The sequence below is a fragment of the Erwinia sp. LJJL01 genome (assembly GCF_047300805.2).
Classification (GTDB): Bacteria; Pseudomonadota; Gammaproteobacteria; order Enterobacterales; family Enterobacteriaceae; genus Erwinia; species Erwinia aphidicola.
This window is the reverse complement of the sequence record NZ_CP178576.1, coordinates 1,793,321-1,809,688: the sequence shown is the minus strand read 5'-3', so window position 1 is coordinate 1,809,688 and position 16,368 is coordinate 1,793,321. Positions and strand designations below refer to the sequence as shown.

The window sequence follows — 16,368 nt, the reverse complement described above, 5'->3', positions numbered from 1 at the left end:
CAAAGCAAAAAAGGGCCGGGCATGCCCAGCCCCCAGGGAGGTATTAACTTCAACCGGCTCAGGCGCTGGTTTTACCTGACAGCAGGTCGAGAACTTCCTGCACGTCGGTGGTGCTGGCCAGGCGGGCAATCACGCTGTCATCGTCGAGCGCGTTAGTCAGGCTGGTAATCACCTGGATGTGTTCGTTATTGCGCGCGGCAATACCGATCACCAGGCGGGCAATATCTTCCGGCTCTTCACCGAAGTGAACGCCCTGCGGATACTGACAGAACACGACGCCGGTTTTCAGCACGCGGTCTTTCGCTTCCACGGTGCCGTGCGGCACGGCAATGGATTCGCCGAGGTAGGTTGGCGTCAGTTTTTCACGCGCCAGCATCGCCTCCACATATTCCGGCTCAACGTAGCCGCCTTTCACCAGCTGCTCACCGGCAAAGCGGATCGCCTGCTCTTTATCCGTCGCAACGTTGCCGAGGAAGATGTTGCTGGCGCTCAGTTTGAACAGGTGGTCCTGGCCATCATCGAAGCTGTCGTTCAGCGTCGCGCTGACTTTCTCACGATGGTCGGCGCTGCGTCCGGCTTCCACCAGGCGTGCCGTCAGGTCGGTATACAGGCCGCTGTCGAGGAAGTTAGTCAGCGAGATATGCTGGGCATGAGGGGCCTGGCGCATCGCACGTTCGGTCAGGTCGCGGTGGGTGATCACCAGGTCAACGTCGCCCGGCAGGCTGTTAATCGCCATATTGGTAACGGAAACCGCAGTCAGACCAGCATCGTTCACTTTCTTGCGCAGCACGCCTGCACCCATGGCGCTGGAGCCCATACCGGCATCACAGGCAACGATGATTTTGCGCACGTGGCTCAGGTCACCGTGCAGGCCATCAGCAGCGGCAACGCCGGCCGCACTCTGACCTTTAGACTGGGCTTTCATCTCCTGCACACGGCGAGCCGCGGCTTCAATATCGTCATCTTCTTTCACTTTGCTGGTTTTCAGCAGGATGGCAGAGACCACGAAGGAGACAGCAAAAGCAGCGACAATCGCGGCGATGTTCGCGAAGTAGGCGCCTTTTGGCGTCATTGCCAGCACCGCCAGGATAGAGCCCGGAGAAGCCGGGGACACCAGGCCGCCGTTCAGCAGAGTCAGCGTGAACACGCCGGTCATACCACCGAGGATAACCGCCAGAATCAGGCGCGGGTTCATCAGCACGTACGGGAAGTAGATTTCGTGGATACCACCGAAGAAGTGGATGATTGCCGCGCCACCGGCGGACTGTTTGGCATTGCCGCGGCCGAAGAACATATACGCCATCAGCACGCCCATACCCGGGCCTGGGTTCGCTTCAATCAGGAAGAAGATCGACTTACCGGCTTCGCTGGCCTGCTGGATACCCAGCGGCGAGAAGATACCGTGGTTGATGGCGTTATTCAGGAACAGAATTTTAGCTGGCTCAACGAAGATAGAGGTCAGCGGCAGCAGGTTGTTCTGCACCATCAGATTCACGCCCGCGGCGAGAATATGCGACAGACCTTCAACCAGTGGACCAATCGCCAGGAAAGCGAGGATGGCCAGCAGCATGCCAATGATACCGGCAGAGAAGTTGTTCACCAGCATCTCGAAGCCAGATTTGATCTTGCCATCAATCTGACGGTCGAAGGTTTTAATTGCCCAGCCGCCCAGTGGACCGGCAATCATCGAGCCGAGGAACATTGGCATGTCGGCACCGACAATCACACCCATGGTGGTAATCGCACCGACCACGCCACCGCGATCGCCGCCAACCAGGCGGCCACCGGTATAACCGATCAGCAGCGGCAGCAGATAGGTAATCATCGGACCAACCAGCTTCGCCATGGTTTCGTTTGGCAGCCATCCGGTTGGAATAAACAGCGCGGTGATAATACCCCAGGCGATAAACGCCCCGATATTCGGCATTACCATGTTGCTCAGAAAGCGACCAAAGTTCTGAACCTTGATCTTGATATCTGATGAGGACATAAACAAACACCCCTTATTGGTACGCGCTGACAATAAGAGAGCGCGTTGATTTTTGTTTTAGACGTGACAGCGGGTTAAACCGTCAGTATCACTGTATGCAGGCGGACTTTATCACGCGGATATGGTGCTGCGTAGCGGCGGGCTAAAGTGTGATACAGATCACTATGAAGGGTGGGGTAGATGGGGTTTTTTAGTGACTAAGATCACATTTATTCACTGTAGCAAAAGGACTTAGCCTGAAAATTAATCAATTATAGCGTATTGATGTGACATGAATCACAAATTAACGTTGTGGCTTTGTAGCATTTTTGTGATTCAAGTCACAAAATATTTTGAGGCAAAACGCGCCAGATCACACTTCATTGGCCGATCAATCTGCCGGTCGACTCTGATGTAATAAAATTACGGCAGGAAATTAATTATTGGCGTGAAAGAGAGAGAAAGGGCCGAAGATCTCCGGCCCTGACGAATGACTTACTGGAAACCACCCTGCAATGCACTTTGTGCCTGCGGCAGCGCCTGAGCATTCGCGCTCAGGTTGCTCATCAACGTGTTGTACTGCGTGGCCTGCTCCTGCGTCGGGAACTGTACCGTCGAGCCGTTGAAGCTGACGCGAGTCCCCTGCTGCTGCAGGAAATCACCCGTCTGTACCGCGTCCTGGCTCAGCGTCTGCAGCGCCGGTAACAGCGGGGCCAGCGAAGCAGCAGGCTGAGTCACCACTTTGTTATAGACGTTGTCATACACCGTCTTCAGCTCTTCCGGCTGCTTAAGGGCACCCTTGCTGCTGTCGGCCTGCGTCTTCGCGGCCTGGATCTGCTGGGCCAGCACGCCCAGTGAACCGCTCGCTTGGCGCAGCGAGTCGCGGCGCGTCAGGTAATCTTGCGGAGTACGGATAGCAGACAGTTCGTCCACCACCGGCTTCAGGCCGGAATCGACCGCTTTATTCACCTGCTGGGAGAAGCCGTAAATAATCGCGTAGTCGCTGACGTAAGCGCCAAATTTCTGCTTCTGATCTTCACTCAGGCTCGGCAGGTGTTCACCGCTGCGCATTGCGGTATTTTGCAGAAAATCGATGAAGGCTTTACGCTGATCGGCTTCTTTGTCGCCACAGCCGGTTAGCTGCAACACCAGAAACAGTGCCATAAATGGCACCAGCAGACGCGTCCAGATGCGTGATGTTCCTGTAGTCATAAAAAATTAACTCCTGTTAACAAGTACTTACCGAATTGGCTGACAGATAAATTCTGGGTAAAGAATAGTCCAATTCACTTTTGATGGATAGCGGATAGCGCGATTCTTCTGATTGTTGTGACCCCAGTTAGCTGATTTTAAGCAAGTTTGAAAAATAAGCATAAAATATGGCTCCGCTTCACAGAATTGATCCCATACTTAAGTCTCTGGCATTTCCCTGTGCTGCCTTAAAAGCTCCCCAGCGGCTGTTGTATGCCAGCATTCAGAACCTGAGACTCAGGTTCTCCCCCCTCTGGTTGTTCACGTGATGTGAGTTTTTGAGGAGTGCTTATGGAGTTGAAAGATCCTATGTCGGAGCTGCTGTCCAGTCTGGAGCAGATAGTGTTAACGCGTGAAGTGATGATGCAGGCCGCACCCGTAGCGAAAAGCGAGGTGAATCTCCCCGAGCCTAAGCGCGTTCGGGAAATTACCGGCATGCAGATAGGTGAGTTTGCCCAGGCATTAGGCGTGAGCGTTTCGTCGGTGAAAAGCTGGGAGGCAAACCGCACCAGGCCATCAGGCAGTGCACAGAAATTAATGAAGTTATTACATTCGAATCCTTGCCTTGGCAGACAGCTGCTGGGCTAGCAGAAGAAACCCGCCCCGAGGCGGGTTTTTGGTTTTTAAGGCTTACTTCCCGGCTTTCATATCAATGACAAAACGGTACTTCACATCGCCCTTCAGCATGCGCTCAAACGCCTGCTCGACCTGATCAAGACGGATCACTTCCACCTCGGACACGATATTATGCTGGCCGCAAAAATCGAGCATCTCCTGCGTCTCTTTGATGCTGCCGATTGAAGTGCCGGAAATGCTCAGGCGCTTAAATACCACAGGGGTGACGTTCGGCGATTTGTGCGGTGCGTCAGGAATGCCGACCAGCACCAGATGGCCGTTGGTTCTCAGCGCATTGAGGTAAGGGTCGAGGTCGTGCGGGGCGGCCACGCAGTCGAGGATCATATCCAGGCTGTTCGCCACGCTCGCCATCTGCTCTGCGTCTTTGGAAACCACCACCTGCGTCGCCCCAAGGCGCAGCGCATCTGCGCCCTTCGCGGGAGAGGTGGTAAACAGCACCACTTCCGCACCCAGCGCGTGCGCCAGCTTAACCGCCATATGGCCAAGGCCACCCAGGCCGATCACCCCAACGCGCTGGCCCGGCTGGATGTTCCAGTGCTTCAGCGGCGACCAGGTGGTCACGCCCGCGCACAGCAGCGGCGCCACGGCGCTCAGCTCGAGGTTTTCCGGCACGCTGACCACGAATTTGCCGTCGACGACGATGTTATCGGCATAGCCACCGAAGGTTTTGCCGCCGATGATTTTCTCTTCGCCGTTATAGGTCGCGGTAAAGCCTGCTTCGCAATACTGCTCCTCACCGCGGTGGCACTGCGAGCAGTGGCCGCAGGAGTCGACCATCACGCCGACGCCGACCAGATCGCCCGCTTTCACGTGGCTGACCGCGCTGCCGGTGCTGATGACGCGCCCGACGATCTCATGCCCCGGCACCAGCGGGAACTGGCTGACGCCCCACTCGTTACGCGCCATATGCAGGTCAGAATGGCAGACGCCGCAGTAGTGAATGTCGATCAGCACGTCGCCAGGCTGGACATCGCGGCGGGTGAATTCGAAGGGTTCCAGCGGGGTGTTAGCTGCTTTGGCAGCGAATCCAGAGGATTGCATAGTGTCTATCTGGTTTGCAAAAACCGCACAGGGTAGGGAAATGAGCCGCCAGGGGCAAGGAGGAATTGTAAAACGGGATGAACGGAACGCGGGGCGACCGAAAAAGAAGGTCTTCATTACGGCCGGTGCAAACCCTCAACACGGGGCGACCGAAAAAGAAGGTCGCCCCCTACGTGGTGATCTTTGTAGGGGCGGACCCTCTTTTCCGGTCCGCCCGCAAAGGTTACTGCAGCAGCGAGATATCCGCCACCTGCAGGAACAGCTCGCGCAGTTTCGCCAGCAGCGTCAGACGGTTGATACGCACTTCTTTCTCTTCGGCATTCACCATCACCTTATCAAAGAAGTTATCCACCGCTTCACGCAGCTGCGCCAGCTCGATCAGCGCATCCTGGTAACGGCCTTCGGCAAAGAACGGTGCCAGTTTGCTGCTCAGCGCGGAGACGTAGGTCGCCAGCTTAATCTCTTCATTCTCTTTCAGCAGCGATGCCTGCACGCTGTCGTTCAGCGGCTCGGTGGCCTTCGCCAGAATGTTGGAGACGCGCTTGTTGGCGGCCGCCAGGCTGGCTGCCTCATCCAGCGTGCGGAAGTGAGACACCGCTCGCATGCGGGCATTGAAGTCCGCAGGGCGGGTCGGGCGACGGGCCAGCACGGCCTGGATAGTATCCACGCTGTGGCCCTCTTCCTGATACCAGGTGCGGAAACGACCGAGCATAAAGTCGATCACTTCATCCACCGCTTTGGCGTTCGACAGCTTGCTGCCGTACAGCCGCACGGCTTCTTCCGTCAGGGTCTGCAGGTCGAGAGGCAGGTTCTTTTCAACGATAATACGCAGCACGCCCAGCGCGGCGCGGCGCAGTGCGAACGGGTCTTTATCGCCTTTCGGATGCTGACCAATCCCGAAGATGCCCGCCAGAGTATCCATCTTATCGGCAATCGCCAGTGCACAGGCTACCGGGTTAGACGGCAGATCGTCACCGGCAAAGCGCGGCTGATACTGCTCGTTCAGCGCCACCGCCACGTCTTCGGCTTCGCCGTCGTGACGCGCGTAGTGCATGCCCATCACGCCCTGAGTGTCGGTGAACTCAAACACCATATTGGTCATCAGGTCGCACTTGGAGAGCAGGCCAGCACGGGTGGCGTGATTCACATCTGCGCCAATCTGAGCGGCGATCCAGCCCGCCAGCGCCTGAATGCGGTCGGTCTTATCGCGCAGGGTACCCAGCTCTTTCTGGAACAGCACGGTCTCGAGACGCGGCAGGTTATCTTCCAGGCGGCGCTTACGGTCGCTGTTGAAGAAGAACTCGGCGTCGGCGAGGCGCGGACGCACCACTTTCTCGTTACCGGAGATAATCTGCTGCGGATCTTTCGACTCGATGTTGGTGACGAAGATAAAGTTCGGCAGCAGCTTGCCCGCGTTGTCGTACACCGGGAAGTACTTCTGGTCGCCCTTCATGGTGTAGACCAGCGCTTCCGCCGGAACCGCGAGGAACTTCTCTTCAAACTTCGCCGTCAGCACGACCGGCCACTCAACCAGCGAGGTCACCTCTTCCAGCAGGCTTTCGCTCAGGTCGGCAACGCCGCCAATCTGCGCGGCGGCTTGTTCCGCACCGGCTTTGATCATCGCTTTACGCGCTTCGAAGTCCGGCTGCACCTTGCCGCGCTCGACCAGGATCTGCGGATACTGGTCGGCGTTATCGATGGTGAACTCCGGCTCACCCATAAAGCGGTGGCCGCGAATGGTGCGGGCAGAGTCGATACCGAGGATTTTCGCCGGGATCAGCTCATCGCCCAGCAGCAGCGTGACGGTGTGGACCGGGCGCACGAACTGCACTTCGGAAGCACCCCAGCGCATCAGTTTCGGGATTGGCAGCTTAGCGAGGGAGGTGGCAATCATCGCCGGCAGCAGAGCCTGGGCGCTTTCGCCCGTCACCTGTGCGCGGTACATCAGCCACTCGCCTTTATCGGTGCTCAGACGCTCGGCCTGGTCAACGGTGATGCCGCAGCCGCGCGCCCAGCCTTCGGCCGCTTTGGTAGCCACGCCGTTGGCGTCGAATGCCGCCTGGATTGCCGGGCCACGTTTTTCGACTTCACGATCCGGCTGCGCGGCACTCAGATTAGCGACTTTCAGCGCCAGACGGCGCGGAGCCGCGAACCAGCTCACTTCACCGTGGGCCAGGCCCGCAGCATCCAGCTCGGCGGTGACGTTGGCAGCGAATGACTCGGCAAGGCTGCGCAGCGCTTTCGGAGGCAGTTCTTCGGTGCCAATTTCCACCAGAAAAGTTTTATCAGTCATGGCTGCCTCTTATTTCTTGTTATTGCACATCGGGAAGCCAAGTGCCTCGCGGGAGGCATAGTAGGCTTCAGCCACGGCTTTCGTCAGGGTGCGGATGCGCAGAATATAGCGCTGGCGCTCGGTGACGGAGATCGCTTTACGCGCATCCAGCAGGTTAAAGCTGTGTGCAGCTTTCAGAATACGTTCGTAGGCCGGCAGCGGCAGCGGTTTTTCCAGCGCCAGCAGGCTTTGCGCCTCTTTCTCGTACTGCTCGAAGCAGGTAAACAGGAAGTCGACATCGGCGTATTCGAAGTTGTAGGTGGACTGCTCTACTTCGTTCTGATGGAACACGTCGCCGTAGGTGGTTTTACCCAGCGGACCGTCGCTCCACACCAGATCGTACACGCTGTCGACGCCCTGGATATACATCGCCAGGCGCTCCAGACCGTAAGTGATCTCGCCGGTTACCGGCTTACACTCCAGGCCGCCAACCTGCTGGAAGTAGGTGAACTGCGTCACTTCCATGCCGTTCAGCCACACTTCCCAGCCCAGACCCCAGGCGCCCAGGGTGGGGTTTTCCCAGTTGTCTTCCACGAAGCGGATATCGTGAATGGTCGGATCCATGCCCAGCTCTTTTAATGAACCGAGGTACAGCTCCTGAATATTGTCCGGCGATGGCTTGATGATCACCTGGAACTGGTAGTAGTGCTGCAGGCGGTTCGGGTTTTCGCCGTAGCGGCCATCGGTCGGGCGGCGCGAAGGCTGCACGTAGGCAACCGCCGTCGGCTCGGGACCGAGCGCACGCAGGCAGGTCATGGGATGGGAGGTGCCCGCGCCCACTTCCATATCCAGCGGCTGGATGATGGTGCAGCCCTGGCGCGCCCAGTAATCCTGTAAGGTCAGGATCAGGCCCTGAAAGGTCTTGGTATCAAACTTTTGCATGATGATTTCGCACGCGATACGAGTGGTGATAAAAAGTGGGCGCCAGTATACCCTTTGACCGGGCCTATTACCAAAAGGCACAGAAGGATTCATTCAGGGATATTTCACCGCTGCGCCATAAATCGGTTCATCCTGTTCTGAATTTTCCTTTGGCCGGGTTGTTGAAGCGCAGCCACCTGGCTACCCTCAATCTCGCATTGATGCAGACTTTGCCGGGAAATGAGGACGAAATGTCGCAAAAGATTGGCTGGATAGATAATTTACGCGCGGTTGCCTGCCTGATGGTGATTATGATCCACACCACCACCTGGTACGTCACCACCGGGATGTCGGTAGGAGAACACAGCTGGGACCTCTCCAACCTGCTCAACTCAGCGTCGCGCGTGTGCGTGCCGATCTTCTTTATGATCTCCGGCTACCTGTTCTTCGGCGAGCGCAGCGCCGAGCGGCGCCACTTTCTGCGCATTGTGCTGTGCCTGCTGTTTTACAGCGCGGTGGCGCTGGTTTATGTCACGCTGCTGACGCCGATCAATGAGGCGATGTCGGTGAAACATCTGCTGCAGAAGCCGGTGTTCTACCACCTGTGGTTCTTCTTCGCGATCATCGCTATCTACCTGTTTTCCCCTCTGATTCAGGTTAAAGCGGTCAGCGCCCGCTATCTGGCTATCGCCACGCTGGTGCTGGCGCTGCTGGCGAACCCGAACACCGTTGACAGCTCGATCGCCCGCTTCCACTGGCTGCCGATCAATCTGTATATCAATGGCGATACGATTTATTACCTGCTGTACGCGCTGCTTGGCCGGGCGATCGGCACCATGGACACGCAAAAGCGCGGCGTCAGCTGGCTGGCGGGGGGGAGTTTTATCGCCTGCGTGGCGCTGATTGCCTTCGGCACTAAACGGCAGTTCGCGATTAACGGCGCGTTTGCCGATACCTGGTATCTCTACTGCGGCCCGGCGGTGTTTATCGCCGCCGTCAGCCTGCTGGTGCTGTTTAAAAACACCATGAACCATCGCGTCAATCCGTTCTTTGCGCTGATTGCGCGTAACTCGCTACCGATCTATGGCTTCCATGCGCTGTTTATCCACTTTATGCGCACCCATCATCTCGATAACACCGACCACCCGCTGATCGACATCCCGCTGGTGTTCGGTGTTACCCTGGCCGGTAGCCTGCTGCTGGCTATCAGCCTGCGGCGCATCGATCAGCGTCACTTGGTGAGCTGACCCTTTTTGCGCTCGCTGCGCGCCACTTTTAACGGGCGCAGGCGGCGGATACGCGGGTTGAGGATCACCCCCGGCATGCGCACCAGCCTGCGGCGGTTAGGGTTGGGCATCGGGCGCTCGTGCCACAGCTTGAGCAGGATCACCGTCAGCGCCAGCAGGGCGGTAATGCCGTTGGCGGCCATCACCGGCACATCGTGCATACGGTGACCGTACCAGGTCCAGCAGGAGACGCCGAAGAACAGCGCCGCCCACATCCCCAGCGACAGGCCGCTGGTGTCTTTATTTTTGACGATATGCATCACCTGCAGGCAGAACGAGCCGGTCGTCACCCACGCGGCCAGCGTGCCGAGCCAGACCGGCCACGGCGACAGAAAGATGATGGATAACAGCGCCAGCGCAATGGTGGCGGCAACAATTAACAGATTTTTCATGACTGACCTCGTGTCTGCTGTAAGCCACTGTCGACCCGCTCCAGCGCCCGGCGCATATCCTGCGCGAACTGTGGGATGGCGGCCAGTGAACCAAACAGCGTTTTCTCCTGGATAAATGCCTGTAGCGGATCGTCGCTGGCGAAGATCGCATCAAACGGCACCTCATCAAGGGCGCGATCCTGATACTCAAACGGCAGCTCGCCGCGCTGGCGCAGCTGCATAAAGCGGAACAGCAGCGCCGGCAGGATCAGCGCGGCGTGCGGCGAGCTCTGCTGCTGATAGCGGGCTTTCAGCGTCGGCACGATAAACTGCTGCAGTTTAGCGATGCTGTCCGACGAAACGCGCTGGGTCGTATCGCGCACCCACTGATTGCTAAAGCGGTTTAGCGTGGTATCACAATAAAGCGCCAGATCGACCTGAGTCTCGCCCAGCGCGGCGGCGACATCCTGCTGCACATAATCGCGCATCCACTGGCTGATAACCGGCTGCAGGCTCTGATCAATGTACTGTTTACCCAACAGCGCCCCTGCCCAGGCAATGCCGCTGTGGCTGGCATTGAGCACGCGGATTTTTGCCTCTTCATACGGCGTGACGCAGCTGACAAACTCCACCCCTGCACGCTCCAGCGCGGGGCGCCCGGCAATAAAGTTATCTTCCAGCACCCACTGGCTAAAGGACTCGCAGGAGAGCGGCGCACGGTCGTCAGTAATACCCTGCTGTGCCAGCCGCGTGAAGATCGCCTCATCAAATTTTGGCGTAATGCGGTCCACCATGCCGTTGGGCGCGGAGGTATTGCGCTCAATCCACGCCAGCAGCGGCTGATTACCCTGTGCGGCGACGAATTCGCGCAGTCCGCGCGCCACGCTGTCGCCGTTATTGCGCAGGTTATCGCAGTTCAGCAGGGTGACGGCACCGCTGTTATCGTCCATACGCTGCTGCAGGATTTTGACTAACGCACCATACAGCGTGCTGGTCTCCTGCTGCTGCGCGAGATCGGCGGCAATCGCCGGGTGTGTCAGGTCAAGATGACCGTCCTCATTGAGGAAATAGCCGCCCTCGGTAACGGTGAAAGAGATGATTCTGGTGCGGGGATCGGCACCGCGGGCAACCAGCGACTGCAGCTCGCTATCCCATAAAATCACCTCGCCGATCGCCTCTATCGACTGATACTGTTTTTCCCCATCCGGTGAGATAATTTCCAGCGTATAACGCCCCTGCTGACGGGAGAGCTGTTGCAGGGTTTGCTGAGTGCTGCTGTTGCGAATATTGGCGAGGCAGAGGGCCCAGCTGCGGTCGCCCTGCTGGTGAAGTTGATTAAGATACCAGCTCTGATGTGCGCGGTGAAAAGCCCCCGCCCCGAGGTGCAGCCAGTATAATTGTTGATCGTTTTTTATCGGCAAACCTTATCCTTAATCTGAAACAGACTGTGACAATGTTACAGGTAACACTAGCACAGTAATTCAGCAAATTGAAATCGCGGGGGGTGACTTCACTCCTGCCAGCGCTGCAGCGCGCGGCGTAACTGGCGTGACGAGGAGAAGCCAGCGGAGAGGGCGGCGCGTTCGCTGTTTTCCCCGCTGTGCAGCCGCTGCCGGGCAATCGTCAGGCGCAGCTGCTCGTGGTAGTCGCGCACGCTAATGCCAAGATGCTGGCGGAACAGGCGCGTCAGGTGGCGCGAGCTGACGTGGACCCGGGCGGCAATCTCCTCCAGCGGCCACTCCTGCTCCGGCTGCAGCGTCAGCAGATCCTGCACGCGGTGGATCGCCGGGTGGATATGGTTGCGGTGGCGCAGCCACGGTGACAGCTGCGGATCCTCGCCCGAACGACGAAAATAGACCACCATTTCCCGCGCCACATCCAGCGCCACCTGCGAACCGCACAGATGACCGATCAGATGCAGGCATAAATCGATGCCCGCGGTAATGCCCGCGCTGGTCCAGATGCCGCGATCTTCAACGAAAATACGGTTTTCTTTCACCAATGCAGCGGGTTCTGCCGCTTTCAGCCGCTCGATCACCTCGTGATGCGTGGTGCAGCTCACCCCTTTCATCAACCCGGCTTTCGCCGCCAGCAGCGCCCCGGAACAGACGCACACCAGGGTGATTTTACGCGCGTGGATCGCGGGCTGCATGCGCATCAGCCAGTTGCGCACCGCCATCGCCTGCGGCGTATCAAACCACACCTTTGAGTCGCTAACGCCGGGCAGCACCAGCAGGCTGCCGTCCGGCAGCGACTCCGGCAGCGGTTCAATACGGCTGACCAGCATATCGGTCGACATCAGCACGCTTTCGTCGGGGCCGATATAGCGCAGGGAAAAGGCATCTCGCGCCAGCTTCAGCGTCTCCGCCGGGCCGGTGAGATCCAGCGCCATCACGCCGGGCAGGGTGATAAACCACACCGGGATAGTCATGTTATGCAAGCTCCTGCAGGCAGCCCTCAACGGTGCGGATTTGCGCAAAGCGGTTGATCAGCACGCTTTCGGTGCGGTGGCGTAAATCTGCAATGCTCAGGGTAATGCCGTCATGGGTAATGGGGAAAGTCAGCGTCGCTTCGGTGACGAAGGTGACGCGATAGCCGAAGTCCGAGGCGACGCGCGCCGTGGTTTCACAGCACTGCTCGGTGCGCAGGCCGCTGATAATGACGTGCTTTACCTGGTTCTGCACCAGCCAGGTCATCAGGCCGGAGTCGGTCAGGGCGTTATGGATGCGCTTCTGCACGGTGCCCGTCGCTTCATGGGTAATAAATGGCAGGCGCGTCACCAGGCCCGAATCCAACGAGAACGGGCCCTCGTCTTCAACATGGAACACATCCACCACCGGAATGCCTTTCGCCTGACAGCCGGCAATCAGCGTGCTTAGCGCCTGCTCAAACGCTGGCGTTTCTGCTGCCTCGTTGTAGCCACGATGATAGAAGGATTGCTGCGCGTCAATCACTAACAGTACGGTATCAGTCATTTCTGGACTCCTGCTAAAGGGGATTAACGCTATGATGAATGGGGATTAGCAAGGAAAGAAGGCCAAAAAAGGACAGATCGCCGTCGCGGAGGGACATAAGGTGTGATGGCTAAAGCCGTAGTTTTCACAGGGGCAAAGGCAGTGATATACTCGCCGCCTCTGCAAAAGGGAAGATCGTCGTCTCCGGTGAGGCGGCTGGACTTCAAATCCAGTTGGGGCCGCCAGCGGTCCCGGGCAGGTTCGACTCCTGTGATCTTCCGCCAAATCCTACTCCCAGGCTCAACTAGCAATCGAACAGCCAGCCAGAGCAGCCTGTAAGTTACGCTTACAAGTTCAGACTTAAGGCGTCTGGAAAGTCAGCCACAAAACCTCTCTCTTTAGGAATTGGGCAATAAGCACAACCCCGTGAGCCGCCCTTCGTAGGGTTCAGGCATGCCTGAACCGGGCTGGGCATGCCCAGCCCCTACCGTTGTCATCTTTCCTGTAGGGGGGGGAACATTTTCTCTGGTCGAATCGTCATGATATGGGGTGCTTTCTTACCTACCAGCACCATCCCGCTAGCAGGTTGTTACAATGAATAGCGTGAGGTAGCACAGTCACTATCGCTGTAAATAAAAACATGTTTTAAATAACAGTATTGACCTCAAATCTTAAATGAGTAAATTAATACCAAACAGCACGATAAAAGTTGTTAGTAACTTAGTGAATAGTAAGAAGTATTTTGAAACCCATTTTGCTTTACAGGCCACGAAGTTTGTTGTTTGGGATGTAGTTCGCTTTCAGGCCTTGTAGTGTTTGTGCTGGTGCGCAAAATGGTAGTGTTAGCGCGACGATGTAATGCCTTGTTTTTGAGTTCATGCGGGTGGTTTTGTGTATTTATTGTAACCATGCCGGCAAAGGGCAGCGCATCAAAGAGTCTATGTCGCGATGGGGGATGTGCTTGTTTGGGTTGTCACGCTGGGATTTTAAAAGCGCAGACAGGCGTATAACGAGATAAATAGAGGGAGTTCTTTTCGTATTAACACCCTGTATTATCCGTAGTTAACGGGTACATTTAAAAGCAGTATTAATAGTAGTATCACTCTAATAAGTCCATTAATGTTAAATCTGAAGTCTGTAGTACCTTAAAAGCCCTGGCTGCAACGGGCAGGGCTTTTAAGATGACTCCCTCCGTTGAATTGTAAGCTTTTCCCGCAAATCATTGACAAAACTAATCTTGATTATTTCCCCATAAGAGTCCACTATGCCTCCTCGGTTTGTCATACAGACCTTATGAAAGCAGTTTTAGTAAAGCAGTCCTCATTTCAAGCGTTATCCTTAGATACTCTTCTGCATGAGCCTCCTCCTAAGTGCCCAATAAGTCCTCATCTGCAAGCAGGCCATGTTTGCCACCCTATGTGGCTCTAGAAAATTTAAAATTTAAGGAAGTATCTATGTCTAATAAAATGACTGGTTTAGTAAAATGGTTTAACTCTGAAAAAGGCTTCGGCTTCATTACGCCAGCAGATGGCAGCAAAGATGTATTCGTACATTTCTCAGCTATCCAGAGTAACGATTACAAAACGCTGGACGAAGGGCAGAAGGTTGAGTTCTCGATTGAGAATGGTGCCAAAGGTCCGGCAGCTGCTAACGTTATCACGCTGTAATAGCTGATAATGACATGAACACTTACGACAGCGATGACGGCATCAGCCTGAGCAGATAAGTGAACGTGATAAAAACCCGCCCTGAGCGGGTTTTTTACGTTTCAGGCAGGGTAGCTCAGAGGATGGTCGTCGTTTTACTTCAACTGCTGGAGTGAAAGAGCGAAACCAAATAGTGCAAAACCAACGATGGCGACAGTAAGAAAGCCGATTAGTAATTTCCAGCCCAACACCTGCCCTCCCTTAGTGTTTTTAATATGCCTGAGAGATAATAATATTCATGATTCACAGGTCAACCGGTGCGCATGTTTTTCAGAATAAGCAGTTATCAGTAACGTTCACAGTAAGTCTTTCTGTGCCCGATCAGGCTAAAATCGCCAGTGGTATAGTGGCCGCAGTGTCTCACATGACTTTGCGGTCAGAGTGAATAATAGGACTCCATTTAAGCTGTTAAAGACATCTATGGGTGTACTAAGGGTTTACAACGAGGGAATAATATGCACTTTCAGACAGTCATATCATCAAGAATCACATCCATCAGTTATTTTTCATTAGAAAAAGTGCTGGAGGTGGCTTTTGTTGATTCATTGACCTATCAGTTCATTAAAGTGTCTGAAAAAACTCATAATGACTTCATAACGGCAAAATCCAAAGGCCGTTTTTTTGATGGTGTAATTAAAGGTAAATACCTTTGCCGAAAAAAAGAATGAGTCTTTAAACGCGAAAGTTTAAAGCCGTGGCCAGTTTTTGTTAACCACTACAGTTCAATATTTTACTCAGAAGAATGTTCTCACCCAGATTGCTTGTGTATAAAATTATTTTTTCTTTATGAAAATCACAATAAAAACATGAGGCTACATTGTTTTTATCACTCCGGTGATCTCCGCCAAATCATTCTCCCAAGCTCGTTTAGCAACTCGAACAGCCAGTCAGCGCGACCTGTAAGCCAGGCTGACAGTCTTCAGTTGGGTTCAGGCATGCCTGAACCGGGCTGGGCATGCCCAGCCCCTACCGTTAATGCCTTTGCTGTCGGGGGCGACTTTTTTTCCCGGCAAAACCAGCATGCCGCTACTCCCGCAGCGCCTCTAACACCAGCTTAAAGGCCGGGGAGGGCTGCTTTCTGCTGGGGTAGTAGAGGTAATAGCCGGGAAAAGGGTGGCACCACTCTTCCAGCACGCGCACTAAGCGGCCTTCGGCAATATGCGGCGCAAACTCCTCCTCCGGCAGAAAGGCGATGCCCAGCCCGGCGAGCGCGGCGTCGACCATATGCGCTGAAGTATTAAACGTCAGCTGGCCCTCCACGCGCACGTTGACCGGTCCCTCTGCATCGTCAAACTCCCAGACGTACAGGCCGCCCGAGCTGGTCATGCGCATATTGATGCAGTTATGGCGCACCAAGTCCTGCGGCGACTGCGGCGGGGCGTGGCGGGCAAAATAGTGCGGCGCAGCCACCGCTGCCATGCGCAACTGCGGGCCAATCGGCACGGCGATCATATCCTTATCGATGGTATCCCCCAGCCGCACGCCCGCGTCATAACGGTCGGTCACGATGTTGCGAAAGCCGTGGTTGGCATCAAATTCCAGTTTGATATCAGGGTATTCCAGCAGCAGGGGCGTCAGCTTCGGCAGCAGCGTGGTGTGCAGCACGTTGGGGCCGCAGGTGATGCGCACCGTTCCGGCGGGCTTATCGCGCAGCTCGGTCAGCATATCCAGCTCGGCTTCAATTTCGTCAAAGCGGTTGCCAATCGCCAGCAGCAGTCGTTCACCGGCAGCGGTCAGGGAGACGCTGCGCGTGGTGCGCGTCAGCAGGCGGATCTGCATGCGGTTCTCCAGCCCGGAAATGGCCTGGCTCAGCGCCGACTGCGTGACGCCAAGGTGGGCAGCCGCGCGGGTAAAGCTGCCCTCGCGCGCCACGCTGACGAACGAGATTAAATCATTGAGGTTACGCTTCATCGCCCTGTTTCGCCCTGATTAATTAGCTCAGCTTATTAAGCTATTAAGTA

Annotated in this window: 14 protein-coding genes and 1 tRNA gene; 5 read left to right on the top strand and 10 right to left on the bottom strand. The window is 56.0% G+C overall.

Features of this window, described 5'->3' with window-relative positions:
* Positions 1-58 precede the first annotated feature (58 nt).
* Both ACLI4M_RS09245 and ACLI4M_RS09240 read right to left on the bottom strand, forming a co-directional pair.
* Positions 59-1,990, bottom strand: coding sequence for a PTS mannitol transporter subunit IICBA (locus ACLI4M_RS09245; RefSeq protein ID WP_048917868.1), 1,932 nt, complete (start codon positions 1,988-1,990; stop codon positions 59-61).
* Positions 1,991-2,464: 474 nt separating this feature from the next.
* On the bottom strand, positions 2,465-3,181 hold the full coding sequence (locus ACLI4M_RS09240; protein ID WP_048917867.1) for a DUF3053 domain-containing protein: 717 nt from the start codon (positions 3,179-3,181) through the stop codon (positions 2,465-2,467).
* Between the two features lie 330 nt (positions 3,182-3,511).
* On the opposite strand from ACLI4M_RS09240, the gene ACLI4M_RS09235 reads away from it, so the two are divergent.
* Positions 3,512-3,808, top strand: coding sequence for an HTH-type transcriptional regulator (locus ACLI4M_RS09235; RefSeq protein ID WP_048917866.1), 297 nt, complete (start codon positions 3,512-3,514; stop codon positions 3,806-3,808).
* A gap of 42 nt (positions 3,809-3,850) precedes the next feature.
* Here ACLI4M_RS09235 and ACLI4M_RS09230 read toward each other — a convergent pair whose 3' ends face one another.
* From ACLI4M_RS09230 to glyQ, 3 genes are all read right to left on the bottom strand, one after another.
* The gene (locus ACLI4M_RS09230) at positions 3,851-4,897 is read right to left on the bottom strand and encodes an NAD(P)-dependent alcohol dehydrogenase (RefSeq protein ID WP_133622404.1); all 1,047 of its coding nucleotides are present in this window, start codon (positions 4,895-4,897) and stop codon (positions 3,851-3,853) included.
* Between the two features lie 223 nt (positions 4,898-5,120).
* Positions 5,121-7,190 (bottom strand): glycine--tRNA ligase subunit beta, encoded by a 2,070-nt coding sequence (gene glyS / locus ACLI4M_RS09225; RefSeq protein ID WP_133622405.1) that lies wholly within the window; start codon positions 7,188-7,190, stop codon positions 5,121-5,123.
* Between the two features lie 9 nt (positions 7,191-7,199).
* On the bottom strand, positions 7,200-8,111 hold the full coding sequence (gene glyQ, locus ACLI4M_RS09220) for a glycine--tRNA ligase subunit alpha (RefSeq protein WP_012443081.1): 912 nt from the start codon (positions 8,109-8,111) through the stop codon (positions 7,200-7,202).
* A 230-nt stretch (positions 8,112-8,341) separates the two neighbouring features.
* Between glyQ and ACLI4M_RS09215 the strand changes: the two genes are divergently transcribed.
* Positions 8,342-9,337, top strand: coding sequence for an acyltransferase (locus ACLI4M_RS09215; protein ID WP_133622406.1), 996 nt, complete (start codon positions 8,342-8,344; stop codon positions 9,335-9,337).
* Here ACLI4M_RS09215 and ACLI4M_RS09210 read toward each other — a convergent pair.
* The 4 genes from ACLI4M_RS09210 to ACLI4M_RS09195 form a co-directional block, all read right to left on the bottom strand.
* A complete protein-coding gene (locus ACLI4M_RS09210; protein ID WP_048917862.1) occupies positions 9,322-9,768 on the bottom strand; it encodes a SemiSWEET family sugar transporter in 447 nt (148 codons plus the stop codon). The two genes, ACLI4M_RS09215 and ACLI4M_RS09210, sit on opposite strands and share 16 nt — an antisense overlap.
* Entirely contained in the window at positions 9,765-11,168 is a 1,404-nt protein-coding gene (gene dalD / locus ACLI4M_RS09205; protein ID WP_133622407.1) for a D-arabinitol 4-dehydrogenase, read from the bottom strand. The genes ACLI4M_RS09210 and dalD overlap by 4 nt, the downstream gene beginning before the upstream one ends.
* Positions 11,169-11,257: 89 nt before the next feature.
* Positions 11,258-12,178 carry a GlxA family transcriptional regulator gene (locus ACLI4M_RS09200; RefSeq protein WP_133622408.1) on the bottom strand — a complete coding sequence of 307 codons (921 nt, stop codon included), beginning with the start codon at positions 12,176-12,178 and terminating at the stop codon, positions 11,258-11,260.
* Position 12,179: 1 nt separating this feature from the next.
* Positions 12,180-12,722 carry an isochorismatase family protein gene (locus ACLI4M_RS09195; protein WP_048917859.1) on the bottom strand — a complete coding sequence of 181 codons (543 nt, stop codon included), beginning with the start codon at positions 12,720-12,722 and terminating at the stop codon, positions 12,180-12,182.
* A 168-nt stretch (positions 12,723-12,890) separates the two neighbouring features.
* On the opposite strand from ACLI4M_RS09195, the gene ACLI4M_RS09190 reads away from it, so the two are divergent.
* From ACLI4M_RS09190 to ACLI4M_RS09180, 3 genes are all read left to right on the top strand, one after another.
* Positions 12,891-12,985 (top strand) — tRNA-Sec (locus ACLI4M_RS09190).
* A 1,170-nt stretch (positions 12,986-14,155) separates the two neighbouring features.
* Positions 14,156-14,368: a cold shock protein CspG gene (gene cspG, locus ACLI4M_RS09185; protein ID WP_048918687.1), complete on the top strand. Its 213-nt coding sequence runs from the start codon at positions 14,156-14,158 to the stop codon at positions 14,366-14,368.
* Positions 14,369-14,862: 494 nt separating this feature from the next.
* A complete protein-coding gene (locus ACLI4M_RS09180) occupies positions 14,863-15,075 on the top strand; it encodes a KTSC domain-containing protein (protein ID WP_133622409.1) in 213 nt (70 codons plus the stop codon).
* Between the two features lie 358 nt (positions 15,076-15,433).
* On the opposite strand, the gene ACLI4M_RS09175 is transcribed toward ACLI4M_RS09180, so the two are convergent.
* Positions 15,434-16,318 (bottom strand): LysR family transcriptional regulator, encoded by an 885-nt coding sequence (locus ACLI4M_RS09175; protein ID WP_133622410.1) that lies wholly within the window; start codon positions 16,316-16,318, stop codon positions 15,434-15,436.
* Positions 16,319-16,368: the final 50 nt, after the last annotated feature.